Here is a 23,083-nt window from a genome sequence, read left to right on the forward strand (position 1 = left end):
AATGCAGACCGTTTTAGCGAAAATCGTTGCCGATAAGGCCATCTGGGTGGAAGCCCGCAAGCAACAGCAGCCGCTTGCCAGTTTCCAGAATGACGTCGTCCCGAGCAGCCGTCGTTTCTATGACGCCCTGCGGGGTACGCGCACCGCGTTTATTCTTGAGTGCAAAAAAGCGTCCCCGTCCAAAGGCGTTATTCGTGACGATTTCGACCCGGCGCGTATTGCCGGCATTTATAAGCATCATGCTTCAGCCATCTCCGTGCTGACGGATGAGAAATATTTTCAGGGCAGCTTCGATTTTCTGCCCATCGTCAGCGGCATCGCGCCGCAGCCGATCCTGTGCAAAGACTTTATTATCGACCCGTATCAGATCTGGCTGGCGCGTTTTTACCAGGCCGACGCCTGCCTGCTGATGCTCTCGGTGCTCGACGACGAGCAGTATCGCCAGCTTTCCGCCGTGGCGCACAGCCTGAACATGGGCGTACTGACCGAAGTGAGCAACGAAGAGGAGCTGGAGCGCGCGATTGCGCTGGAAGCCAAAGTGGTCGGCATTAACAACCGCGATCTGCGCGACCTGTCCATTGACCTTAACCGTACGCGTCAGCTGGCGCCGCGTCTGGGGTCTGGCGTCACGGTGATCAGCGAATCCGGCATTAACAGCTACGCCCAGGTGCGCGAGCTGAGCCACTTCGCCAACGGTTTCCTGATTGGCTCCGCCATGATGGAACATGACGATCTCAATGCGGCCGTGCGTCGCGTGCTGCTGGGTGAAAACAAAGTCTGCGGCTTAACACGCGAACAGGATGCCCAGGCCGCGTATGAAGCCGGGGCGATTTATGGCGGGCTGATCTTTGTGGACTCATCTCCTCGCGCGGTCAGCGAAGAGCAGGCGCGTAAGGTCATCGCAGCGGCTCCGCTCAGCTACGTGGGCGTTTTCCGCAACGCAGATATTGCAGACGTTGCGGCCAAAGCCGACGCGTTATCCCTGAGCGCGGTGCAGCTCCACGGCGATGAAGACCAGAGCTACATCGATGCCCTGCGCGCCGCGCTGGCACCACAGGTGCAGATCTGGAAAGCGCAAAGCGTTGGCGATACGTTGCCCTCGCGTAACCTGAACCATGTGGATAAATACGTCCTCGATAACGGCCAGGGCGGTACCGGCCAGCGTTTTGACTGGTCGCTGCTGAACGGCGAAAAACTGGACAACGTCCTGCTGGCGGGCGGATTAGGCCCGGATAACTGCGTAGAAGCCGCTAAAACCGGCTGCGCAGGCCTCGATTTCAATTCAGGCGTAGAGTCCCAACCGGGTATCAAAGATGCCAGCAAGCTGGCCTCGGTTTTTAAAACTCTGCGTGCATATTAAGGAAGAGAAGATGACGACATTACTTAACCCGTATTTTGGTGAGTTCGGCGGGATGTACGTCCCGCAAATCCTGATGCCCGCTCTGCGCCAGCTGGAAGAAGCGTTTGTCAGCGCGCAGAAAGACCCGGCGTTTCAGGCTGAATTTACCGACCTGCTGAAAAATTACGCCGGTCGTCCGACCGCGCTGACCAAATGCCGCAACCTGACGGAAGGCACCAAAACCACGCTGTATCTGAAGCGTGAAGACCTGCTGCACGGCGGCGCGCATAAAACTAACCAGGTGCTGGGTCAGGCGCTGCTTGCGAAGCGTATGGGCAAAACCGAAATCATCGCCGAAACCGGTGCGGGTCAGCACGGCGTGGCCTCTGCGCTTGCCAGCGCCCTGCTCGGTCTGAAATGCCGCATCTATATGGGAGCGAAAGACGTTGAGCGTCAGTCTCCGAACGTCTTCCGTATGCGGCTGATGGGAGCAGAAGTGATCCCGGTGCACAGCGGCTCCGCGACGCTGAAGGATGCCTGTAACGAAGCGCTGCGCGACTGGTCTGGCAGCTATGAAACCGCACACTATATGCTCGGTACCGCGGCGGGCCCGCACCCGTTCCCGACTATCGTGCGCGAATTCCAGCGCATGATCGGTGAAGAGACCAAAGCGCAGATCCTCGAAAAAGAGGGTCGTCTGCCGGATGCAGTGATCGCCTGCGTTGGCGGCGGTTCTAACGCCATCGGCATGTTCGCAGACTTTATCGACGACACCAGCGTGGGCCTGATTGGCGTCGAGCCAGCCGGTCACGGCATTGAATCGGGCGAACACGGCGCGCCGCTGAAGCATGGCCGCGTGGGGATCTACTTCGGGATGAAATCCCCGATGATGCAAACCGATGAGGGTCAGATTGAAGAGTCTTACTCTATTTCTGCCGGCCTCGACTTCCCGTCCGTCGGGCCGCAGCATGCGTATCTGAACAGTACCGGCCGCGCGGACTATGTCTCCATTACCGATGACGAAGCGCTGGAAGCCTTTAAAACGCTGTGCCGCAGCGAAGGGATCATCCCGGCGCTGGAGTCTTCGCACGCGCTGGCGCACGCGCTGAAAATGATGAAAGAAAATCCGGAAAAAGAACAGCTGCTGGTGGTGAACCTTTCCGGCCGCGGTGACAAAGATATCTTCACCGTTCACGATATTCTGAAAGCACGAGGGGAAATCTGATGGAACGCTACGATAACGTATTTGCAGAGCTGAAATCCCGCCAGGAAAGCGCGTTCGTTCCCTTCGTCACCCTGGGCGATCCGGGCCCGGAACAGTCGCTGAAGATTATCGACACCCTGATTGAAGCTGGCGCCGACGCGCTGGAGCTGGGTATTCCGTTCTCCGATCCGCTGGCGGATGGCCCGACCATCCAGAATGCGACGCTGCGCGCATTCGCCTCCGGCGTGACGCCAACCCAGTGCTTCGAGATGCTGGCGGCGATTCGCCAGAAGCACCCGACCATTCCGATCGGCCTGCTGATGTACGCCAACCTGGTCTTTAACCGCGGTATTGATGAGTTCTATGCCGAGTGCGCGCGCGTGGGCGTCGACTCCGTCCTGGTGGCAGACGTGCCGGTCGAGGAGTCTGCGCCATTCCGTCAGGCGGCCATGCGCCATAACGTCGCCCCGATTTTCATCTGCCCGCCGAACGCCGATGACGAACTGCTGCGCCAGATTGCCTCTTACGGACGCGGGTATACCTACCTGCTCTCCCGCGCGGGCGTGACCGGTGCCGAGAACAAAGCGGCGTTGCCGCTGCATCATCTGGTGGAGAAGCTGGCCGAGTATCATGCCGCGCCTCCGCTGCAGGGGTTCGGGATTTCCTCCCCGGATCAGGTCACCGCAGCGATTGACGCGAAGGCGGCTGGTGCCATCTCCGGCTCCGCGATTGTGAAGATCATCGAAAAGAACGTGGACAAGCCCGAGCAGATGCTGGCCGAGCTGAAAGCGTTTGTGACCGCAATGAAAGCGGCGACGCGTAAAGCATAACCCTTCCACCGTCTGGCTTCCTGCCAGACGGTTACCCTTCCGGGTTATCACTCTTCATGCTGCTGACGTGCAGGCTGCTATTTAAGAACGCAATTGACAGGCAAGTAATGATGAATGCCTCAATTATGCTTTATTAATAACGCTTCCGGGGCGGACATCGGGACTTACCAATTTGTAAAGTACCGGCAGCATGGACCAAATCAGCTAAAGTACGAACCTGCATTTTATCCATAACCCGACGTCGATGGACCTTCACGGTAATTTCTGATATGCCCAGTTCAGACGCAATTTGTTTGTTTTGCAGGCCGTTAATCGCCAACTCAAAGGTCTGCTTCTCGCGCCGTGTCAATGCCTGATAGTTTTTACAAAGCTCGAATATTCTTTGCTGCTCTAAAAAATTATTAGTCGCTTCGATTAGCACATCTTTCACGACATTGATAAGTTGTTCCGGTTCGACTGGCTTAGTCAAAAAGTCCCGAACACCTGCTTTCATCGCTTGTACGCAGAGTGGGATTGAACTGGTCATAGTCAGGATAATTATCGGTATTGTACAGCCACGTTCCTTCAGGGCATCTATCACATCGAAACCGTTAGTGTCTGGCGTGTTAATTTCAAGTATTAAGCATGAGGGATGATCAACTATGGGGCAGGAGAGAAATTCTTCGGCATTTTTGAAGTCAAAAGTTTGATAACCTTTCGCCATTAACAATTTAACCACAAACAGCCTATATGCATCATCATCATCGATAACATAAACAACATCTTCCATTTCACTCTCTCCTCTCCTGGCCTTCGACGTACATAATACGAACGGAGGCGTCCATTCACAAAAAATTTTAGAATTGCCAGCCTCTATGTCTGATATCGTTTAATAACCCGAAGTAACAAAATCAAAGACTAACAATCCATATGCGAATATTCTAATTTAGCAAAGGTAATTAGCATGAGGATATTCTGAAAAAAAGATACATATAAAAGTCATTTTTGAGTAGCGGTACTGTTAAAACTCAGCTTTCAAGCAAACCCTTTTGTATATATTTGACTCATATCGCGGGAATTATCTTAGCCCTGTCGTTTTAAGGTGCAGTTTTTATATCTGCCAGGTGGTTAGCTGCATAAGAGTGCGTTTTTGGTGTTAACGCCGATTCAGGATCCACCCGCACTCCAGCCAGAGTCTCTGTCAGAACATCAGGTATATCAACGGCTCTTGCTTCTCTGAATTCCGCAGCCGTGCCGAGAATCCAAACGCAGCACGGTTTAATGACTAAGGTCATAAAAAGAGGCGGTATTTTGGAGAAAAGGTTTGGAGAGGTTTTGAGGCAAACGAAAAAGATATATATTCCAGTCCGTTAAATTCACTTACACCTTCTGAGTTCAGAGGCTTATTCATGTCATGGCACGCCTTCAAACAGACTTACCTGGTTAAGTTCTGGTCACCTGTCCCGGCCGTTATCGCGGCAGGCATTCTCTCTACCTACTATTTCGGCATCACCGGCACCTTCTGGGCCGTGACCGGCGAGTTCACCCGCTGGGGTGGTCAATTGCTACAGCTCGCTGGCGTGCATACCGAAGAGTGGGGTTACTTTAAACTCATTCATCTGGACGGTACGCCGCTTACCCGCATCGATGGGATGATGATCATCGGCATGTTCGGCGGCTGCTTCGCGGCGGCGCTGTGGGCAAACAACGTTAAGTTGCGGATGCCCAAAAGCCGTATTCGCATAATGCAGGCGGTGGTCGGCGGTATCATTGCCGGGTTTGGCGCCCGTCTGGCGATGGGCTGTAACCTGGCCGCTTTCTTTACGGGTATTCCTCAGTTTTCGCTTCACGCCTGGTTCTTTGCTGTCGCCACGGCCATCGGCTCTTACTTTGGCGCAAAATTCACCCTGCTGCCGCTGTTCCGCATTCCGGTGAAAATGACAAAAGTCAGCGCTGCGTCACCGTTAACCCAGAACCCAGACCAGGCGCGTCGCCGTTTCCGCCTCGGTATGCTGATCTTTTTTGCTATGGTCGCCTGGGCGCTTTGCACTGCGATGAATCAGCCCAAACTCGGCCTGGCGATGCTGTTCGGCGTGGGTTTTGGTCTGCTCATTGAACGCGCGCAGATCTGCTTTACCTCCGCGTTTCGCGATATGTGGATCACCGGCCGTACGATGATGGCAAAGGCGATTATCGCCGGGATGGCGGTCAGCGCCATCGGTATCTTCAGCTATGTTCAGCTCGGCGTCGAACCGAAAATCATGTGGGCCGGTCCTAACGCGGTCATTGGCGGCCTGCTGTTCGGCTTCGGGATCGTGCTGGCTGGCGGGTGTGAAACCGGCTGGATGTACCGCGCCGTTGAAGGTCAGGTGCATTACTGGTGGGTGGGCCTGGGAAATGTTATCGGCTCGACGATCCTGGCGTACTTCTGGGACGATCTGTCCCCGGCGCTTGCCACGAGTTGGGACAAGGTAAACCTGTTGAACACCTTCGGGCCCCTCGGCGGCCTGCTGGTCACCTACGCCCTGCTGCTGGTCGCTTTTCTACTGGTTATCGCGCAGGAGAAACGCTTCTTCCGTCGCGCGAGTGTTAAAACAGAAACCCAGGAGAATGCTGCATGAAAGAGATCGTGCCCGATTACCGTCTGGATATGGTCGGTGAACCCTGCCCTTATCCGGCTGTTGCCACGCTTGAAGCCCTGCCGCAGCTCAAAAAAGGGGAAATTCTGGAAGTCGTCAGCGACTGCCCGCAGTCCATCAACAACATTCCGCTGGATGCGAAAAACCACGGCTACACGGTGCTGGATATCCAGCAGGATGGCCCGACCATTCGCTATTTGATTCAAAAATGATCGCTAAGGGCCTCGCGTGGGGCCTTTATCGTATTGAATTATAAGACATCTTGATCCACGGCAAAAACGCGATTTTTGACTTAAGTAAAATCTCACTTCCCTTTTGAAGGAGGTTTTCGCGGTTTGATGTATTTACGAGCTTTACTGGTTTTCGCCTTATTGATTCCCTTCCATGCGCTGTCCCTGAATTTCTCTTCTACCTTCCTGCGCCTTAATTGTCCGCAAAGAGGACTTGTCGAGGTCATTCTGCACGTTTATGACCATACCCAGGAACGATGGCGGGGCCATTTTGAAACCGGCGCGGGACATAAACGTGCAGGTGATACCGAAATCATCCCGTTTGCCAACGGGGATATTCTTTTCCATTCCCTGTCCAGCGACGCTTTCAGCTATTTATATGATGGGGAAAATACCCTCAGGCACTGCGTAAAGCTTGATGAGCGACCGGTTTATCCGTCGTTTTGAAGTGAGCAAAGCAAACTGGCCACCCTGTGGCCAGTTTGACGGGGATCAGAAACGATAGCCCGCAGAGAACATAAACACCCACGGATCCAGGCGAGTATTGATACTTTGCTGCTGACCGCCCGCCTTGAAGCGTACGTCCGTATCAATATCCATGTACCAGACCGAGGCGTTAATCAGCCAGTCGCGGTTAATCAGATAGTCCAGACCGACCTGCCCCGCCATACCCCACGAATCTTTCAGGCTGAGGTCCGTCAGACCGGCCTCTTTACCAGTATCGTTAAACTTCTCGTCGAAGAAAGTGGTGTAGTTCACACCGGCGCCAATATAAGGACGCACCTTGCTGCTGGCATCGCCAAAGTACCATTGCGCCATCAGCGTTGGCGGTAAATGGTGAACCGTAGCGATATCACCCGTTGCGCCCAGACCCACGCGATGGCGGAACGGCGTTGCAGCCAGAAGCTCAACACCAACGTTTTCCGTCGCCATATAGGTGAACGTTAACCCTAACTGGGTGTTATTACTGACGTTAAAACCGCCCATTCCCAGCACGTTATCCGATCCTTCAGTTGGGCGAACCGTAGCCGAACCGGCACGAATAAAGAATTCGCCTGCTTCATGCGCATACGCGCCGCCAGAGAGACTGCTTAATACAAGGGCTGCCACCGCTAATTTTTTCATATCCGCTCCATCGTTGTGGTTTTAATCGCGGATGAGAATATACTCACAAATGAGTAATAAGTGATCTGCTACAGATCACATTAAAACCAGTAACTTAACATTCATTGATCTGGATTAATTTTTTGTTACGCATCCAAAAGCGATAAGTTGTTTCCATGTCAATTTTTGGCATTTCACGGTTACAAAATTTTCCCTTTTCCCCCTCTTGCTCTTCCTCTGGCGGCTGGATAATTTATCGCTCTCACAAGTTGATTTGATGCGTTCTTCTTTAGCAGGTGTGCCATGAGTGATATCAACCCGTGCATGACGTGCGGAGCCTGTTGTGCGTATTTTCGAGTCTCTTTCTACTGGGCCGAAGCCAGCGATGGCGGCGGTACCGTTCCGGTTCATCTCACAGAGCCGCTAACGCCTTTTCTGCGCTGCATGAGCGGCACAAACCAAAAGCAGGCCCGCTGCGTAGCGCTACAGGGCGAGCCCGGGGTCTCTACCCGATGTTCCATCTATGAGGATCGGCCCAGCCCGTGCCGGGAATTTGCCATGTCGGGGGAAGATGGGCAGGTCAACGAAGCCTGCAATCGCGCACGGGCGCGCGTTGGATTACCGCCGCTTTACAAAGATATGCTTTTCCATACAAGCCTTGATGCTGCCACAGCAGGTGCATCCGGTGTACAATTGTCGGCTAATTAACACCTGCAATACTCAAGGAGAGTGCATGTCTATCACGGCGAAGTCTGTCTACCGTGACACGGGAAACTTTTTCCGCAATCAGTTCATAACCTTTTTACTGATCGCGTTGCTATGTGCCTTTATCACGGTGGTGCTGGGCCATGCCTTCTCACCGAGTGAAGAACAGATTGCCAGCCTGAGCCAGGGCGACCACCTTGCCGGAAGCGTGGGGCTGTTTGAACTGGTACAAAACATGACGCCGGAGCAGCAGCAGATTCTGCTGCGGGCGTCTGCCGCGTCAACGTTCTCAGGCCTGATTGGTAATGCGGTTCTGGCGGGCGGCGTTTTGCTGATGATTCAGCTGGTCTCGGCGGGTCACCGGGTCAGCGCCTTACGGGCGATTGGTGCGAGTGCGCCAGTCTTACCTAAGCTGTTTATCCTGATCTTTTTAACCACCATGCTGGTGCAAATGGGGATTATGCTGGTCGTGGTGCCGGGCGTATTACTGGCTATCGTGCTTTCATTTGCGCCTGTGATGGTGGTGCAGGATAAGATGGGGATTTTTACCGCGATGCGCAGCAGCATCAGACTGGCATGGGCGAATATGCGTCTGGTGGCTCCCGCCGTGATCGGCTGGCTGCTCGCCAAAACGCTCCTGCTGTTGTTTGCACCGAATTTTGCGGTATTAACGCCCAATGTTGGCGCGGTAGTGGCGAATACGCTGAGCAATCTGATTTCAGCGGTACTGCTGGTCTATCTGTTCCGCCTGTATATGTTAATTCGTCAGTAATCCTGAGGCGGGCGGCATCGCTGCCACCCGCCCCGTTCAGAAGATGGAATCACAGAATGAAGCAGTTTCTTGATTTTTTACCGCTCGCGGTCTTTTTCGCTGTCTATAAGTTGTATGACATTTTTGCTGCAACAAAAGCGTTAATCGTCGTGACCGCCGTAGTGCTGATCTATAGCTGGATTCGCTATCGCAAAGTCGAAAAAATGGCGCTTATCACGTTCATTTTAGTTGCGGTGTTCGGTGGATTGACCATTGCCTTGCATGATGTTGAATTTATTAAGTGGAAGGTTACCGTTATATATGCGTTGTTTGCAGCAGCATTACTGTTCAGTCAATGGTTCATGAAAAAGCCCCTGATCCAGAGCATGTTAGGTAAAGAACTAACGCTGCCGCAGGTAGTCTGGTCGCGTCTGAATACCGCCTGGGCAATCTTCTTTATACTTTGCGGTCTCGCTAATATCTATATCGCCTTCTGGCTGCCGCAGGATATCTGGGTCAACTTTAAGGTCTTTGGCCTGACTGCGCTGACCCTTATCTTCACGCTGTTAAGCGGCGTATACATCTATCGTCATATGCCCCAGGATGATAACCACTGATTAACGACTGACCAGAACGTCTACGACAGGCGTTCTGGTCTATTCTCTCCGCTGTGAAATCATAGTAGCATCCCGCCTGAAGTCTTCCGTTACGAGTTAAAACAATGACAACAACTAACGCCCCGCAGGGCGAACTGGTTTTACGCACACTGGCAATGCCCGCTGACACCAATGCCAATGGCGATATTTTTGGCGGCTGGCTGATGTCGCAGATGGATATGGGCGGCGCAATTCTGGCAAAAGAGATTGCCCACGGGCGCGTAGTGACTGTGCGAGTGGACGGCATGACCTTCCTGCGCCCGGTTGCGGTGGGAGATGTGGTTTGCTGCTACGCGCGCTGCGTCAAACGCGGCAACACCTCTATTTCAATCAACATTGAAGTATGGGTTAAGAAAGTCTCTTCTGAACCGATTGGGCAGCGTTATAAGGCCACCGAAGCGCTGTTTATTTATGTTGCAGTGGATAGCGAGGGTAAACCTCGTCAACTTCCGCAGGCCTGATCGACAGGCAAAAAAAAGCCTCCATCAGGAGGCTTTTTTTTATTCCATCTGCGCCCCGCCGTTCAGGCGGAAAACAATATTCACAATCAGTCCGTTGCCCGGTTTCCCGGCCTCATAGCGCCATCTGCGCATCGCCGATTTCACTTCGCGCTCAAACATATTGGAAGGCTGAGCGGACAATATTTCCACGTTATCCACGCGGCCATCCGCGGTCACGTCAAATTTCACCCGTACGCGGCCTTCAATACGTAAGGCCTGCGCTCGCGCCGGATACTGAGGCTGGTTGCGACTCAGCGCGCGCGGGCCCGCAGGGGCACTGACTGTCGGCTTAGGCGCGGTTGCGGTGTTATTCATCACCGGACGCGAAGGCGCTGCATTCTCTACCGTCTGGGTCGCGCGCGGTTCAACCGGACGTTCCTCGCGTTTCGGACGCTCCTCGACCTTTTTCACCGATTTTGGCTTCGGCTTAGGTTTTGGCTTCGGTTCAGGCTTGTGGATCACCACCGGCGCTTCCTTCGGTGGCGGCGGAACAGGCTCGGGCTCTGGCTCTGGTTCAGCCACCGGCTGCGGCGGCGGAGATGCAACCTGCGGCGGTTCGAGATCCGCTGGCGATACCATCGTCACCGAAATCGGCTGCGCGGGCGCGGGCATTTCAATAACCTGATGAACCGAGGTATACAGCAAACCCGCCACAACAGCACCGTGAATCACGACAGAAAGCAGCGTCGGCCAGGGAAAGCGGCGAGGTAAATCAAGGGTCATCGAAGTCATAATCATCAACGTTAAAAAACCGAACACTGATTTTAAATGCAAATAGCAATCATATTCAATAAGACACTTTGTTCTTACGCAACTTTAGCGCATGAGAGGCCAAAAAAGGCGCATTCAGATCAGGGTATTAACATTGTTTTTATTTTACATTGCAGTCGTTTGCCCTTTCACATAACGTAACTGACACTTTTACCGGTTAAGGAGCTTCGCCGTGTTTTACGTGATTTACTCTGAAGATGTTGCTGATTCGCTCGAAAAACGTCAGGCCGTGCGCCCTGCGCATCTGGCACGTTTGCAGCTGCTCCAGGATGAAGGCCGTTTACTGACCGCCGGCCCAATGCCTGCAGTAGACAGCAACGATCCGGGCGCCGCCGGTTTTGCCGGTTCCACTGTGATTGCTGAGTTTGAATCTCAGGAAAGCGCTCAGGCATGGGCTGACGCAGATCCGTATGTTGCCGCAGGTGTGTATGCGAAAGTGACGGTTCGACCGTATAAAAAAGTGTTCTGATACCAAAGCGGCTCCGAAAGGAGCCTTTTTTATGGTAGAGGTTACGCGTCTCTGAGCCGGGTAAACTGCTGCTCCGTTATAAGGGTTCCCCACTGGTCGCCCTCCCACTCCTTGACGAGCGTAAATCCAAACGATTCGTATAAACGTCGTGCCGCAGTCAACTTATTGAATGTCCAGAGATGCACGGCAGAAAAATCCACGCTGTCGCAAAAGCGCATCGCTTCGGTCAGCAGTTTTTTCCCCACCCCGTGTCCCCGGCAGCCATCGTCGAGAATAAACCAGCGAAGATGGGCTTCATTCGGCGCTAAATCCTCGCCGTCTATCGCCACCGATCCCACTATCCTGCCGTTCATCACCGCCAGCCAGATCTGATTGCATGGCTTATCCAGGCGGTCACTAAATTCTGCAACACCTGTAGCCACTTTGGCCTCAAAAAAGCGGCCAAAATGGTGCTCGCGCGCGTAATAAACCCCGTGCATCTCCGCAACACGGCCAATCATGCCGGGAATATACCCCTTAACTATCGTGAGTTCGTCAGGGCGCGTGTCGTTACCCGTCTCACGGCACGCCAGAAGCGCGTTGGCATAAAGGGAGAGCCCCTCAGAAATGGTCTGCTGCTGGGCAGGAGCAAGACTCTTTATTGCTGAGACCACGCGCTCGTTGCTAAAGGTATTAATTTTACTGACCGTCTCATGACCTTTCGCGGTCAGCCTGATGCTCTTCGCTCTCGCATCTTCAGCTGAAATAACCTCCTCGAGCTCACCCGCGGCAATCAGACGAGCAAGCATACGGCTGACGCTGGACTTATCCAGGCCCAGCAGCTGCACCAGCTGACTCGCCGTTATCTCTTTGCGTAGGGCTATTTCGACCAGAGTATGGACGGCAGACGGTGAGTAATTCGTTGAGGCCAGGGTCGAGGCCATAAAGCCTAACTCTCGCACCATCAGGCGCGAGGAACGTCGAATAACACTGACTACCGGGGTTTCGCTGTGCATGTTGTGCCCTCATCATTTAGTTGCACTATACAACTAACCGATGAGGGGTTGTCAAACATAATAAAAAGGCTCCCTCAGGAGCCTTTCAAACCATCAATGTAGTGACGCTAGCCTCGCCGCAAACCCGACAAACAGCAGCCCTATCAGCCCGTTCCCCAGCTTTGCCAGTTTCTTTTTCGTTTTCAGATAACGCGTGACAAACGCGCCTGAGAAGATCAGGAAGCTCATGTACATAAAGCTTATCAACTCCAGCGTCGTCGCGAGGATCAGGAAAGAAGTGCCGGTGCTCTGTGCATTCACGTCAATGAACTGAACGAAGAACGATACGTAGAACAGAATCGCTTTAGGATTGGTCAGGCTTAATACCAGCGAACGTTTCATGATCATACTGGCAGGTTCAGGGCCGCTCTCATGGGCATTTTTCTGGCGGTTCACCACTGACCAGAGCATTTTGCCGCCCAGCCAGAGCAGGTAGAAGGCCCCGAGATAGCGCACGATATTAAACAGTACCGGCGTGGTCTGGATTAATGCCGCGACGCCCGCCCAGGCCAGAAACATCAGCACCGCATCGCCGATAAATACGCCCGTGGCGGCAAGATACCCTTTTTTAACACCGTGGCCGATCCCGGTTTTTAGCACAAACAGGGTATTGGGCCCTGGCACCAGCACGATAAAAAACGCGCCGACAACATACGTCCAGAAATTCAGTACGCCAAACTCCGCAAACACTTCTCCCTCCTTTTGCTAAGCACAACAGGAATATCGCTGCAAATACGCTATTCCTAAAAAATCAGACGCTATAAAATCAGCGAGCACCCGTTACGGTGCCCTCATGGTTTCAGATATCCTGGACTGCGAACAGCAACGCATTGCGGTGCCTGGTCAATCCACATTTTCTGATGGCGTGAATACGCATATTGCGGCGGGATTGTGCTTCCAGCCAACGAGCCTTGCGACGACTCACCTGTCGCAACATGCGCCAGCGCCCTACTTCTGTTCTACTGCGCTTCATGTCTACAACTCTTTAACTAACAGAGTCGCCATTATAAACCCAACCCGGCAGCAAACCAGCGCTTTTACCTGGCGTTTTTATTTGCCAGATGAATCCTGATGCGTACACTCATAACAATACGCTTTCAAAAGGATTTTTTTACCTATGACAACCTTCTACACCGTGGTGAGTTGGCTGGTCATTTTGGGATACTGGCTGTTAATCGCGGGTGTGACATTACGCATCCTGATGAAGCGCAGAGCCGTACCCTCTGCCATGGCCTGGCTTCTGATCATTTATATCCTCCCGCTGGTGGGAATTATTGCCTATCTCTCTTTCGGTGAGCTTCATTTGGGTAAACGCCGCGCCGAGCGGGCCCGCGCTATGTGGCCCTCCACCGCGAAGTGGCTGAACGACCTTAAAGCCTGCAAACATATTTTTGCCGAGGAGAACAGCAGCGTCGCCTCCTCACTGTTTAAGCTGTGCGAGCGCCGTCAGGGGATTGGCGGCGTTAAGGGCAATCAACTGCAGCTGCTGACCTCGTCCGACGACGTCATGCAGGCGTTAATCCGCGATATTCAGCTGGCTCGTCATAATATCGAGATGGTTTTTTATATCTGGCAGCCCGGCGGGATGGCTGACCAGGTCGCGGAATCCCTGATGGCCGCGGCGCGACGCGGCATTCACTGCCGCCTGATGCTTGACTCCGCGGGTAGCGTGGCATTTTTCCGTAGCCCCTGGGCGGGCATGATGCGTAATGCCGGGATCGAAGTGGTTGAAGCGCTGAAGGTGAATCTCCTGCGCGTATTTCTGCGCCGGATGGATCTTCGTCAGCATCGCAAAATGATCATGATCGATAACTATATTGCCTACACCGGCAGCATGAATATGGTTGACCCGCGCTTCTTCAAACAGGACTCGGGCGTAGGTCAATGGGTTGATTTGATGGCGCGAATGGAGGGGCCGATTGCCACCTCGATGGGCATCGTTTATTCCTGCGACTGGGAGATTGAAACCGGCAAGCGTATCCTGCCGCCACCGCCGGACGGCAATATTATGCCGTTTGAAGAGGCGAGCGGTCACACCATTCATACCATTGCTTCCGGGCCGGGCTTCCCGGAGGACTTAATCCATCAGGCGCTGCTGACGGCAACCTACTCAGCGCGTGAATATCTGATCATGACGACGCCCTACTTTGTCCCCAGCGACGACCTCCTGCACGCGATTTGTACCGCAGCGCAGCGCGGTGTCGATGTCAGCATCATTTTGCCACGCAAAAATGACTCCCTACTGGTGGGCTGGGCCAGCCGGGCATTCTTCAGCGAACTGCTGGCCGCAGGGGTGAAAATTTATCAGTTTGAAGGCGGATTGCTCCACACCAAGAGCGTTCTTGTCGACGGTGAGCTGAGCCTGGTGGGAACGGTCAACCTGGATATGCGCAGCCTGTGGCTAAACTTTGAAATTACGCTGGTCATTGATGATGCCGGCTTTGGCGGCGACCTTGCGGCGGTGCAGGATGATTATATCTCCCGCTCGCGGCTGCTGGATGCCAGACTGTGGGTAAAACGTCCGATGTGGCAGAGAATTGCCGAACGACTGTTTTACTTCTTTAGTCCGTTGCTGTAAAACGTGCCCAACGATGTTAAACAGGTAGTCATCATGGAAATGGATCTGAACAATCGCCTGACCGAAGACGAAACGCTCGAGCAGGCCTATGACATTTTTCTCGAACTGGCGGTTGATAACCTCGATCCCGCAGACGTGATCCTCTTCAATCTGCAGTTCGAAGAGCGCGGCGGCGCTGAATTGTTCGACCCTTCAGAAGACTGGGCTGAGCATGTTGATTTCGACCTGAATCCTGACTTCTTTGCCGAAGTGGTGATTGGGCTGGCCGATGAAGACGGCGGCGAAATTAACGATATTTTCGCCCGCGTCCTGCTCTGTCGGGAGAAAGACCACAAGCTGTGCCATATTCTCTGGCGCGAATAATAAAAAAGGCTGCGATTGCAGCCTTTTTTATTTACCCCGGTAATTCACTGCCGCAGCGGTGACAAAACCGCGCGTCGTGTTCATGTTCGCCCTGCTGGCAATGAGGACATTTGCGCTGTTGCTTGCGGCTCTGAAACGCGCTGCTCATATGTGTGGTAATAAGTCCCGTCGGGATCGCAATCACCGAATAGCCAATCAAAATCAGCACGGACGCCACAATGCGACCCAGTGGCGTATGGGGCGTGATATCACCATAGCCCACGGTGGTGACGGTCACAATGGCCCAGTAGACGGACGCATTTAGCGTCGTAAAGCCATATTTAGGCCCTTCTATTAAATACATCAGCGCGCCAAAAACAATCATGACGATGGCAATAAACGAGTAGAACAAAATAAGCTGATGGCGGGCGCTGACGATCGCACTCCAGAACACGCGTAATGACGGCATAAAACGCAGTAACTTCAGAATACGTAATACCCGAATCACGCGCATCGCTCGCCAGGCAAAGACATAGCTCAGGCTGATCTCCGGCCACAGCCACATGACATAGAGCGGCAGGATGGTGGCTAAATCGATAAATCCCCAGAAGCTGAAAACATATCTGGCCGGGTTGGGCCAGGCTATTACCCGCAGGAGATATTCAGCGGTAAAAACCAGGGTAATCGCCAGCTCAAGCCAGACAAAGATATGCCATTCGTCAAACGTCAGGTGGTATTGCGTCCCGGCACCCGATTCAATAAAGATGACAACCACGCTGAGGAGCGCAAATAAACCGCACAGACCTTCAAAGCGTCGCCCGGAAACCGTTTCAGGATCGAATAAAAAATGATATAGCCGCCGACGGGCTGACGTGAATAAACGCGACACAGTTACCTCGCAAAAAATAAGGGCTGACATCATGTCAGCCCTTGCGATTATAACGGGTCTACTTTCAGGCAGGAAACCGCATGTCGGAAGCTGCCTTCGAGAACCGGTCGCGTTTTAGCACATTCCGGCCCGGCCATGGGGCAGCGCGTGCGGAAGACGCAGCCTGACGGCGGGTTAATCGGCGAAGGTAATTCCCCTTCCAGAAGCTGGATGGTTTTATTTTTCTCCAGATCGGGATCGGGGATCGGCACCGCGGACATCAGCGCTCTGGTGTATGGGTGCAATGGATTATGGTACACCTCGTCATAGGTGCCCAGCTCCACGGCATGCCCCAGATACATCACCAGCACGCGGTCAGAAATGTGTTTCACCACGGCCAGGTCATGCGCGATGAAGATCAGCGACAGCCCCATTTCGCGCTGCAGCTTCTGCAGCAGGTTAACCACCTGCGCCTGAATGGAGACGTCCAGCGCGGAAACCGGCTCATCGCAGATAATCAGCTTCGGTTCGAGGATCAGCGCACGGGCAATACCAATACGCTGGCACTGGCCGCCGGAGAACTCATGCGGATAGCGGTTGATGAGGTTTGGCAACAGGCCGACTTTCATCATCATCGCCTTCACGCGGTCGCGCACTTCCTGACGAGACATCTTCGGATGATAGGTGCGCAGCGGCTCGGCAATAATCTCGCCGATGGTCATACGCGGGTTTAATGATGCCAGCGGATCCTGGAAAATCATCTGGATATCGCTGCGCACCTCGCGCCACTCGTCGGGCTTCATGCCCAGCAGATCTTTACCCAGCCAAGCCACTTTACCGTCTGTGGCCTTGACCAGGCCGATAATGGCTCGTGCAAAGGTCGATTTACCGCAGCCGGACTCTCCCACCACGCCCAGGGTTTCCCCTTCGTACAGGCGCAGCGTGACGCCGTCCACCGCTTTCAGGGTCTTAGGCGGCTGCCAGAACCACTGTTTGCCGTCTTTGATGTCGAAATGCACTTTAAGATCGGCGATTTCGAGCAGCACGTTGCGTTTTTCATCTAATGCGTTCATACCAGCTCCTCCTGCGGCTTAAAGCAGGCGCGCAGACGGCCTGGTGCAAACTCTTCCAGCGGCGGAGCGCTGTTGCAGATTTCCATCGCGTGCGGGCAGCGCGGCTGGAACGGACAGCCTTTCGGCAGACGCAGCAGGTTTGGCGGGTTGCCCGGAATGGTGAGCAGGGATTCCCCTTCCGCATCAAGACGCGGCACCGCGTTCAGCAGACCAATCGAATACGGGTGCGCAGGCTGATAGAAGACATCGCGCGCTTTGCCGTATTCCATGGTACGACCGGCGTACATCACCAGCACTTTGTCACAAATGCCCGCCACCACGCCCAGGTCGTGGGTGATCATGATAATCGCCGTGTTGAACTCACGCTTCAGCTCGTTCAACAGGGTCATGATCTGCGCCTGCACGGTAACGTCCAGCGCGGTGGTAGGTTCATCGGCAATCAGCAGCTTTGGCCGACACAGCAGCGCCATCGCAATCATCACGCGCTGACGCATACCGCCAGAAAACTCGTGCGGGAACATGCGCATACGCTTGCGCGCCTCCGGCATTTTCACCGCATCCAGCATTTTGACCGACTCTTCAAAGGCCTCCGCTTTGCCCAGGCCTTTGTGCAGCATCAGGACTTCCATCAGCTGCTCGCCTACGCGCATATACGGATTCAGCGAGGTCATCGGATCCTGGAAAATCATCGAGATCTGCTCGGCACGCAGCTTGTTCAGCTCGTGCTCCGGCAGGTTGAGGATTTCGCGACCGTTGAATTTAGCGGAGCCGCCAATCACGCCGTTAGCGGCCAGCAGCCCCATCAGCGCAAAGGCTGTCTGGGATTTTCCGGAACCGGATTCCCCCACGATCCCCAGCGTTTCACCCGCGCGCAGGTTGAAGTTGAGATCGTTGACGGCGGTAACATCCCCGTCCGGCGTTTTAAAGGTCACGCGGAGGTCTTTCACATCCAGCAAAAGGTTATTCTGCTGTTGCGCCTGTGGCGCAGTGGCCGTTTCAATAATTGTCATGACGGCGCTCCTTAACGGTCTTTCGGGTCGAGGGCATCACGCAGGCCATCGCCGATAAAGTTAAAACAAAACAGGGTGACGACCAGGAAACCCGCCGGATACAGCAGCAGCCACGGTGAAACTTCCATCGAGTTTGCGCCATCGCTCAGCAGCGCGCCCCAGCTGCTCAGAGGCTCTTGTGTGCCGAGCCCCAGGAAGCTCAGGAAAGATTCAAACAGGATCATGCTTGGTACCAGCAGTGAGGCATAAACCACCACCACGCCCAGCACGTTAGGAACGATATGGCGAACCACGATATTCCCGGTGGACACACCGCCTACCTGCGCCGCTTCGATAAACTCTTTGCGTTTGAGGCTCAGCGTCTGGCCGCGAACAATACGCGCCATATCCAGCCAGGACACCATCCCGATGGCCACGAAGATCAGCAGGATATTCTGGCCGAAGAAGGTCACCAGCAGGATGACGAAGAACATAAACGGGAAGGAGTTCAGGATTTCCAGCAGGCGCATCATTACCGAGTCTATTTTGCCGCCGAGGTAGCCGGAAAGTGAGCCATAGAGCGTACCCACGATCACCGCGACCAGCGCGGCAGCAATACCGACCATCAGCGAGATACGGCCACCGATAGCGACACGCACCAGCAGGTCGCGTCCAGAAGAGTCCGTGCCAAAATAGTGGCCTGATTCCATATCCGGCGCGCTGGACATCATGCCCCAGTCGGTGTCGAAATAGGTAAATTGCGACAGCATCGGCGCCAGGGTTACAAACAGCGCGATGATCACCAGAACAACCAGACTGGCAACCGCTGCACGGTTGTGCATAAAGCGACGGCGCGCGTCCTGCCAGAGGCTACGACCTTCTACTTCCAGTTTTTCACTGAAGTTTTCCAGCGCCTCGCTGTTTTTCTTACTCAACATCATGGCGTGCTCCAGCGTTAGTAACGAATTTTCGGGTCGATGACGGCATACAGCACATCGACGATAGCGTTAAAGAGAATGGTCAGCGCACCGACGAGAATCGTCAGGCTCAGTACCAGCGAATAGTCGCGGTTGAGCGCGCCGTTAACGAACAGCTGACCAATGCCGGGCAGGCCGTAGATTGTTTCGATAACCATAGAGCCGGTGATGATCCCGACGAATGCCGGTCCCATATAGGAGAGCACAGGCAACAGCGCCGGTTTGAGTGCATGGCGGAAGATAATCCGACGCATCGGCAGCCCTTTAGCGCGCGCGGTACGAATGAAGTTTGAGTGCAGCACTTCGATCATTGAACCACGGGTGATACGCGCGATACTGGCGATGTACGCCAGAGATAATGCCACCATCGGCAAAATCATGAACTTCAATGCCCCGCCGTTCCAGCCGCCGCCAGGCAGCCACTTCAGCGTGATGGCAAATATCATCACCAGTAATGGCGCGACAACGAAGCTGGGTATGACTACCCCGGTCATTGCCACCCCCATTACGGCATAATCCCATTTGGTATTTTGTCTGAGCGCGGCGATAACGCCTGCGGTGACCCCGAAAACGATGGCCAGAATGAATGCCGCAGCACCCAACTTAGCCGAAACCGGGAAGCTGGACGCGACCAGGTCGTTAACGGAATAGTCTTTATATTTAAATGACGGTCCAAAATCGCCGTGCGCCAGCTGCTTCAGGTAGTTGAAGTACTGGGTCGAGATAGGATCGTTTAAGTGGTATTTCGCTTCGATATTCGCCATGACTTCAGGCGGTAGCGTACGCTCACCGGTAAATGGACTTCCCGGCGCAAGGCGCATCATGAAGAAGGAAATCGTGATGAGAATAAATAGCGTTGGAATCGCTTCAAGACAGCGACGTAGGATAAATTTCAACATTGCCCGTACCTTCTGGCGTGTGCCTATATAATGTGACGTTGGTTAGACACCGTGGGGCGAGCACGCCCGCCCCACTCATTGCCATTAATGCTTGATAATATACAAGTTTTTAACGTAGATATTATCCATCGGGTCTTTACCGGTATATCCACCTACCCACGGTTTCACCAGACGGGCGTTGACGTAGTAGTAAACCGGAACGATCGCGGAATCTTTATCCAGCTGCTGCTCGGCTTTAGAGTACAGTTCTGTACGCTGCGCTTCGTCAGTGGTTTTCAGCGTGTCGCCAATCAGCTTGTCGAACGCCGGGCTCTTATAGTGAGCGGTGTTGTTCGAGCTGTCGCTCAGCATGGTGTTCAGGAAGGAGGTCGGTTCGTTATAGTCCGCACACCAGCCAGCACGAGCTACATCAAAGGTGCCCTGATGACGGCTGTCGAGGAAGGTTTTCCACTCCTGGTTCTCCAGCTTCACGTTCGCGCCCAGGTTCTTTTTCCAGATTGAGGCAACGGCGATAGCCAGTTTTTTGTGCAGATCGGAAGTGTTGTAGAGCAGGCTGAAGGTCAGCGGCTTATCTGCGGTGTAGCCCGCTTCGGCCAGCAGTTTCTTCGCTTCTGCGTTACGCTGTTCCTGAGTCTGTTTGAACCACTCTGGCTCGGTCAGTTTTGCGCCATCGGTGTATGGAGGGGTATAGCTGTACGCCGGCAGATCGCCCTGGTTTTTTACTTTGTTCACGATGATATCGCGATCCAGTGCCAGCTTCAGCGCGGTACGAACACGTACGTCGGTAAACGGTGCTTTCTGGTTGTTGATTTCATAGTAATAGGTGCACAGGTACGGATCGACGTGAACTTCTTTAGGGATCTCTTTTTTCAGTTTCTGGAACAGTTCAATCGGCATGTTGTTATAGGTCATGTCGATTTCACCGCTGCGGTAGCGGTTAACGTCAGTCACTTCGGAAGAGATTGGCAGGTAGGTCACCTGGTCAATGACGGTTTTCGCGTTATCCCAATACTGCGGGTTACGGTCAAGCACCATACGTTCGTTGACCACCCAGTCTTTCAGCTTATAGGCACCATTGGTGACGATATTTGCAGGCTGCGTCCATTTCTCACCAAATTTTTCCACGGCGGATTTTGGTACCGGAGAAACGGACGGGTGAACCAGCAGCTTATAGAAGTACGGAACAGGTTCGCTCAACGTCACTTCAAAGGTATTGGCATCGATCGCTTTTACGCCCAGGTCGGTAACAGGTTTTTTGCCCGCGATGATGTCATCAATATTGGCAATGTGGCCATATTGCAGGTAGCTCGCATACGGAGAGGCGGTGGTTGGATTCGCCAGACGCTGCCAGCTATAAACGAAATCTTCGGCCGTAACCGGTGTACCGTCGGACCATTTCGCATCTTTACGCAGATGGAATGTCCAGACTTTGAAATCTTTGTTTTCCCATTTTTCTGCTACACCCGGTGCCGGGTGGCCGTCTACGTCTGTCACCAGCAGGCCTTCGAACAGGTCGCGGTTAACGTTAGACTCAGGAACACCTTCAATTTTGTGCGGGTCAAGAGACTGAACTTCCGCACCGTTGTTACGCACCAGCGTCTGTTTCTCCGCCAGTTGAACACCTGCAGGAACGTCCGCAGCCATTGCAGCGTTGCCCGCGATTAGCGCAGTTAAAATCCCCGCCGCTACCAGATTTTTTTTTGTGATGATGGACATTGTGTTGGTACTCCACTCATTATAATGACTGGCCTTCGCCAGCTGTGTAATCCCCTGTTGGGGCCTGTACAGCGCAGGAGTTTTTTTTGCTGCTGTCAGGTTCTTCTTTTACTGCTTGCTATCACCGACTTTTTTATTACTGACCGCTCGTATGGCCGTCTTGCGTCGATTCTTTACAGGCTTCCCCTGTTTGAGGCCTGCGCTGGATATCTGAGAAGAGAACCATATGAAAATAATTCTCATCTGCTTGTTTTATGCTGCAAAATATTAGGCCGGAAAGTATCAAATGGCGTAAACGCGCGCCAATACATTTTGCAAATTTGTTAAGCAATTCTCTTTTACGGTGAGTACCGCATCGTTGAGGGCAGCCTTGCCAGACATCGAATATCACTAAAAAAACATGATATTCAATAGGATAGAGAAAATTTTCTCTACAAGCGCGTCGCTGCGCTATCATCGAGTGATTTTGTACAAAAATTTAACAACTGGTTATTATTTAGCACATTCATCTAGGGGAATGTTGAATTTACTAATATCATTTCGGTTATCTCTCAGCAAGCCCCAGAGTATCATGTGAGTAAAATAACAGATCGATCGAAGGTTTTCTGCGCAGGCGAGTTTGGGGGGAATTAATAACTTATTGAAATACAAGCAATGAACATTATTAGTAGAATTTATTATGATATGTGAGCATTTCAACTTTAGTTATAGGATTTACTGATAATGACGTAAAAAAACGGAGCCGTGGCTCCGTTCTTTCATACGAAATATCAGTGCAGCAAACCGGGGAAAATGCTTTTAATTCCTGTAACGATGAATTCAATCCCTAACGCCATCAACAGCAGGCCCATAATACGCGTTATGACGTTAATGCCCGTCTGCCCCAACAGTCGCACCAGCCAGGGCGCCATGCGGAATACTCCCCAACAGCACAGCGCGAATAGTGCAATGGCAACGGAAAAGCCAATCAGGTGCATCAGGCTATGGTAACGCGTGCCCCAGACAATGGTTGAACTGATGGCGCCAGGGCCAGCCATGAGCGGTAAGGCCAGCGGCACCACGCCAATACTTTCGCGGATGGCAGTTTCTGACTTCTCCTGCTTGTTTTGTTTATCCTCGCCCAGCTTACCGCTGATCATTGACATGGCGATGGTCACGACCAGGATCCCACCCGCTATGCGGAACGAGTCAATCGAAATCCCGAAGAGCTGGAGAATGGCGTCACCCAGGAAAAGGGAGGTGAGCAAGATGATAGCTACTGACAGGTTAGCGGTGAGGTTGGTCTTATTCCTGGCCGCCGCCGTCTGATAACTCGTCATACTAATGAAGACAGGAATGATCCCCACCGGGTTGACCAGGGCAAACAAACCAATAAAAAATTTAAAATACGTTGGAAAATCAAAGAGCGTTTGAATCACGTTTTGCTCCGC

Annotated in this window: 26 protein-coding genes; 13 read left to right on the forward strand and 13 right to left on the reverse strand. The window is 53.3% G+C overall.

Going from position 1 to position 23,083, the window contains the following annotated elements; translation table 11 throughout:
• Nucleotide 1: 1 nt before the first annotated feature.
• From trpCF to trpA, 3 genes are read left to right on the forward strand one after another with little or no spacing between them, the layout of a single operon-like run.
• The gene (gene trpCF, locus ACMGGX_RS00420; RefSeq protein WP_181593273.1) at nucleotides 2–1,360 is read left to right on the forward strand and encodes a bifunctional indole-3-glycerol-phosphate synthase TrpC/phosphoribosylanthranilate isomerase TrpF; all 1,359 of its coding nucleotides are present in this window, start codon (nucleotides 2–4) and stop codon (nucleotides 1,358–1,360) included.
• A gap of 10 nt (nucleotides 1,361–1,370) precedes the next feature.
• On the forward strand, nucleotides 1,371–2,564 hold the full coding sequence (trpB, locus tag ACMGGX_RS00425; protein ID WP_023312081.1) for a tryptophan synthase subunit beta: 1,194 nt from the start codon (nucleotides 1,371–1,373) through the stop codon (nucleotides 2,562–2,564).
• Nucleotides 2,564–3,373 carry a tryptophan synthase subunit alpha gene (gene trpA, locus ACMGGX_RS00430; protein ID WP_420297889.1) on the forward strand — a complete coding sequence of 270 codons (810 nt, stop codon included), beginning with the start codon at nucleotides 2,564–2,566 and terminating at the stop codon, nucleotides 3,371–3,373. Before trpB ends, trpA begins: the two co-directional genes overlap by 1 nt.
• A 133-nt stretch (nucleotides 3,374–3,506) precedes the next feature.
• Here the strand turns inward: trpA and ACMGGX_RS00435 are convergent, their stop codons facing one another.
• On the reverse strand, nucleotides 3,507–4,142 hold the full coding sequence (locus ACMGGX_RS00435) for a response regulator transcription factor (protein WP_420297890.1): 636 nt from the start codon (nucleotides 4,140–4,142) through the stop codon (nucleotides 3,507–3,509).
• A 619-nt stretch (nucleotides 4,143–4,761) separates the two neighbouring features.
• On the opposite strand from ACMGGX_RS00435, the gene yedE reads away from it, so the two are divergent.
• The 3 genes from yedE to ACMGGX_RS00450 all read left to right on the forward strand — a co-directional run bounded on the left by yedE (nucleotide 4,762) and on the right by ACMGGX_RS00450 (nucleotide 6,668).
• Nucleotides 4,762–5,973, forward strand: a complete 1,212-nt coding sequence (gene yedE / locus ACMGGX_RS00440) for a selenium metabolism membrane protein YedE/FdhT (protein WP_126795683.1) — start codon at nucleotides 4,762–4,764, stop codon at nucleotides 5,971–5,973.
• Entirely contained in the window at nucleotides 5,970–6,203 is a 234-nt protein-coding gene (yedF, locus tag ACMGGX_RS00445; protein ID WP_003856774.1) for a sulfurtransferase-like selenium metabolism protein YedF, read from the forward strand. The genes yedE and yedF overlap by 4 nt, the downstream gene beginning before the upstream one ends.
• A gap of 126 nt (nucleotides 6,204–6,329) precedes the next feature.
• Nucleotides 6,330–6,668, forward strand: coding sequence for a hypothetical protein (locus tag ACMGGX_RS00450; RefSeq protein ID WP_420297891.1), 339 nt, complete (start codon nucleotides 6,330–6,332; stop codon nucleotides 6,666–6,668).
• 45 nt (nucleotides 6,669–6,713) lie between these two features.
• Here the strand turns inward: ACMGGX_RS00450 and ompW are convergent, their stop codons facing one another.
• The gene (gene ompW / locus ACMGGX_RS00455; protein ID WP_023312086.1) at nucleotides 6,714–7,346 is read right to left on the reverse strand and encodes an outer membrane protein OmpW; all 633 of its coding nucleotides are present in this window, start codon (nucleotides 7,344–7,346) and stop codon (nucleotides 6,714–6,716) included.
• Between the two features lie 282 nt (nucleotides 7,347–7,628).
• Between ompW and ACMGGX_RS00460 the strand changes: the two genes are divergently transcribed.
• The 4 genes from ACMGGX_RS00460 to yciA all read left to right on the forward strand — a co-directional run bounded on the left by ACMGGX_RS00460 (nucleotide 7,629) and on the right by yciA (nucleotide 9,898).
• A complete protein-coding gene (locus ACMGGX_RS00460; protein ID WP_348553966.1) occupies nucleotides 7,629–8,033 on the forward strand; it encodes a YkgJ family cysteine cluster protein in 405 nt (134 codons plus the stop codon).
• Nucleotides 8,034–8,058: 25 nt separating this feature from the next.
• Nucleotides 8,059–8,802 carry a YciC family protein gene (locus tag ACMGGX_RS00465; protein ID WP_032656704.1) on the forward strand — a complete coding sequence of 248 codons (744 nt, stop codon included), beginning with the start codon at nucleotides 8,059–8,061 and terminating at the stop codon, nucleotides 8,800–8,802.
• Nucleotides 8,803–8,858: 56 nt separating this feature from the next.
• Entirely contained in the window at nucleotides 8,859–9,398 is a 540-nt protein-coding gene (locus ACMGGX_RS00470) for a septation protein A (protein ID WP_028018783.1), read from the forward strand.
• A 104-nt stretch (nucleotides 9,399–9,502) separates the two neighbouring features.
• Nucleotides 9,503–9,898, forward strand: a complete 396-nt coding sequence (gene yciA / locus ACMGGX_RS00475; protein WP_008502796.1) for an acyl-CoA thioester hydrolase YciA — start codon at nucleotides 9,503–9,505, stop codon at nucleotides 9,896–9,898.
• A gap of 39 nt (nucleotides 9,899–9,937) precedes the next feature.
• Here yciA and tonB read toward each other — a convergent pair whose 3' ends face one another.
• Nucleotides 9,938–10,660 carry a TonB system transport protein TonB gene (gene tonB, locus ACMGGX_RS00480; RefSeq protein WP_420298736.1) on the reverse strand — a complete coding sequence of 241 codons (723 nt, stop codon included), beginning with the start codon at nucleotides 10,658–10,660 and terminating at the stop codon, nucleotides 9,938–9,940.
• A gap of 220 nt (nucleotides 10,661–10,880) precedes the next feature.
• Here tonB and ACMGGX_RS00485 point away from each other — a divergent pair, with 220 nt between their 5' ends.
• Nucleotides 10,881–11,177, forward strand: coding sequence for a YciI family protein (locus tag ACMGGX_RS00485; RefSeq protein ID WP_029741731.1), 297 nt, complete (start codon nucleotides 10,881–10,883; stop codon nucleotides 11,175–11,177).
• A 41-nt stretch (nucleotides 11,178–11,218) separates the two neighbouring features.
• Here the strand turns inward: ACMGGX_RS00485 and ACMGGX_RS00490 are convergent, their stop codons facing one another.
• From ACMGGX_RS00490 to ACMGGX_RS00500, 3 genes are all read right to left on the reverse strand, one after another.
• The gene (locus tag ACMGGX_RS00490) at nucleotides 11,219–12,172 is read right to left on the reverse strand and encodes a helix-turn-helix domain-containing GNAT family N-acetyltransferase (RefSeq protein WP_420297892.1); all 954 of its coding nucleotides are present in this window, start codon (nucleotides 12,170–12,172) and stop codon (nucleotides 11,219–11,221) included.
• Nucleotides 12,173–12,265: 93 nt separating this feature from the next.
• On the reverse strand, nucleotides 12,266–12,901 hold the full coding sequence (leuE, locus tag ACMGGX_RS00495; protein WP_023312092.1) for a leucine efflux protein LeuE: 636 nt from the start codon (nucleotides 12,899–12,901) through the stop codon (nucleotides 12,266–12,268).
• Between the two features lie 109 nt (nucleotides 12,902–13,010).
• Nucleotides 13,011–13,184, reverse strand: coding sequence for a YciY family protein (locus tag ACMGGX_RS00500; protein WP_086379783.1), 174 nt, complete (start codon nucleotides 13,182–13,184; stop codon nucleotides 13,011–13,013).
• 144 nt (nucleotides 13,185–13,328) lie between these two features.
• Between ACMGGX_RS00500 and cls the strand changes: the two genes are divergently transcribed.
• Together cls and ACMGGX_RS00510 are read left to right on the forward strand one after the other, a co-directional pair.
• Complete coding sequence (gene cls, locus ACMGGX_RS00505; protein WP_029741729.1) at nucleotides 13,329–14,789, forward strand: cardiolipin synthase; 1,461 nt, start codon at nucleotides 13,329–13,331, stop codon at nucleotides 14,787–14,789.
• A gap of 33 nt (nucleotides 14,790–14,822) precedes the next feature.
• A complete protein-coding gene (locus tag ACMGGX_RS00510; RefSeq protein ID WP_006810881.1) occupies nucleotides 14,823–15,152 on the forward strand; it encodes an HI1450 family dsDNA-mimic protein in 330 nt (109 codons plus the stop codon).
• A gap of 31 nt (nucleotides 15,153–15,183) precedes the next feature.
• On the opposite strand, the gene ACMGGX_RS00515 is transcribed toward ACMGGX_RS00510, so the two are convergent.
• The 7 genes from ACMGGX_RS00515 to ACMGGX_RS00545 form a co-directional block, all read right to left on the reverse strand.
• Nucleotides 15,184–16,053, reverse strand: coding sequence for an ion transporter (locus tag ACMGGX_RS00515; protein ID WP_348561308.1), 870 nt, complete (start codon nucleotides 16,051–16,053; stop codon nucleotides 15,184–15,186).
• A gap of 14 nt (nucleotides 16,054–16,067) precedes the next feature.
• On the reverse strand, nucleotides 16,068–17,072 hold the full coding sequence (oppF, locus tag ACMGGX_RS00520) for a murein tripeptide/oligopeptide ABC transporter ATP-binding protein OppF (protein ID WP_023312094.1): 1,005 nt from the start codon (nucleotides 17,070–17,072) through the stop codon (nucleotides 16,068–16,070).
• On the reverse strand, nucleotides 17,069–18,082 hold the full coding sequence (locus tag ACMGGX_RS00525; RefSeq protein WP_023312095.1) for an ABC transporter ATP-binding protein: 1,014 nt from the start codon (nucleotides 18,080–18,082) through the stop codon (nucleotides 17,069–17,071). Before ACMGGX_RS00525 ends, oppF begins: the two co-directional genes overlap by 4 nt.
• Nucleotides 18,083–18,093: 11 nt before the next feature.
• Nucleotides 18,094–19,002, reverse strand: a complete 909-nt coding sequence (gene oppC, locus ACMGGX_RS00530; protein ID WP_023312096.1) for an oligopeptide ABC transporter permease OppC — start codon at nucleotides 19,000–19,002, stop codon at nucleotides 18,094–18,096.
• 14 nt (nucleotides 19,003–19,016) lie between these two features.
• Nucleotides 19,017–19,937: an oligopeptide ABC transporter permease OppB gene (gene oppB / locus ACMGGX_RS00535; protein WP_008502786.1), complete on the reverse strand. Its 921-nt coding sequence runs from the start codon at nucleotides 19,935–19,937 to the stop codon at nucleotides 19,017–19,019.
• Nucleotides 19,938–20,021: 84 nt separating this feature from the next.
• The gene (gene oppA / locus ACMGGX_RS00540; RefSeq protein ID WP_033145757.1) at nucleotides 20,022–21,653 is read right to left on the reverse strand and encodes an oligopeptide ABC transporter substrate-binding protein OppA; all 1,632 of its coding nucleotides are present in this window, start codon (nucleotides 21,651–21,653) and stop codon (nucleotides 20,022–20,024) included.
• Nucleotides 21,654–22,423: 770 nt separating this feature from the next.
• Nucleotides 22,424–23,071: a YchE family NAAT transporter gene (locus ACMGGX_RS00545; protein WP_023312098.1), complete on the reverse strand. Its 648-nt coding sequence runs from the start codon at nucleotides 23,069–23,071 to the stop codon at nucleotides 22,424–22,426.
• Nucleotides 23,072–23,083: the final 12 nt, after the last annotated feature.

It is taken from the genome of Enterobacter sp. BNK-29 (assembly GCF_048684785.1).
GTDB lineage: Bacteria > Pseudomonadota > Gammaproteobacteria > Enterobacterales > Enterobacteriaceae > Enterobacter > Enterobacter cloacae_M.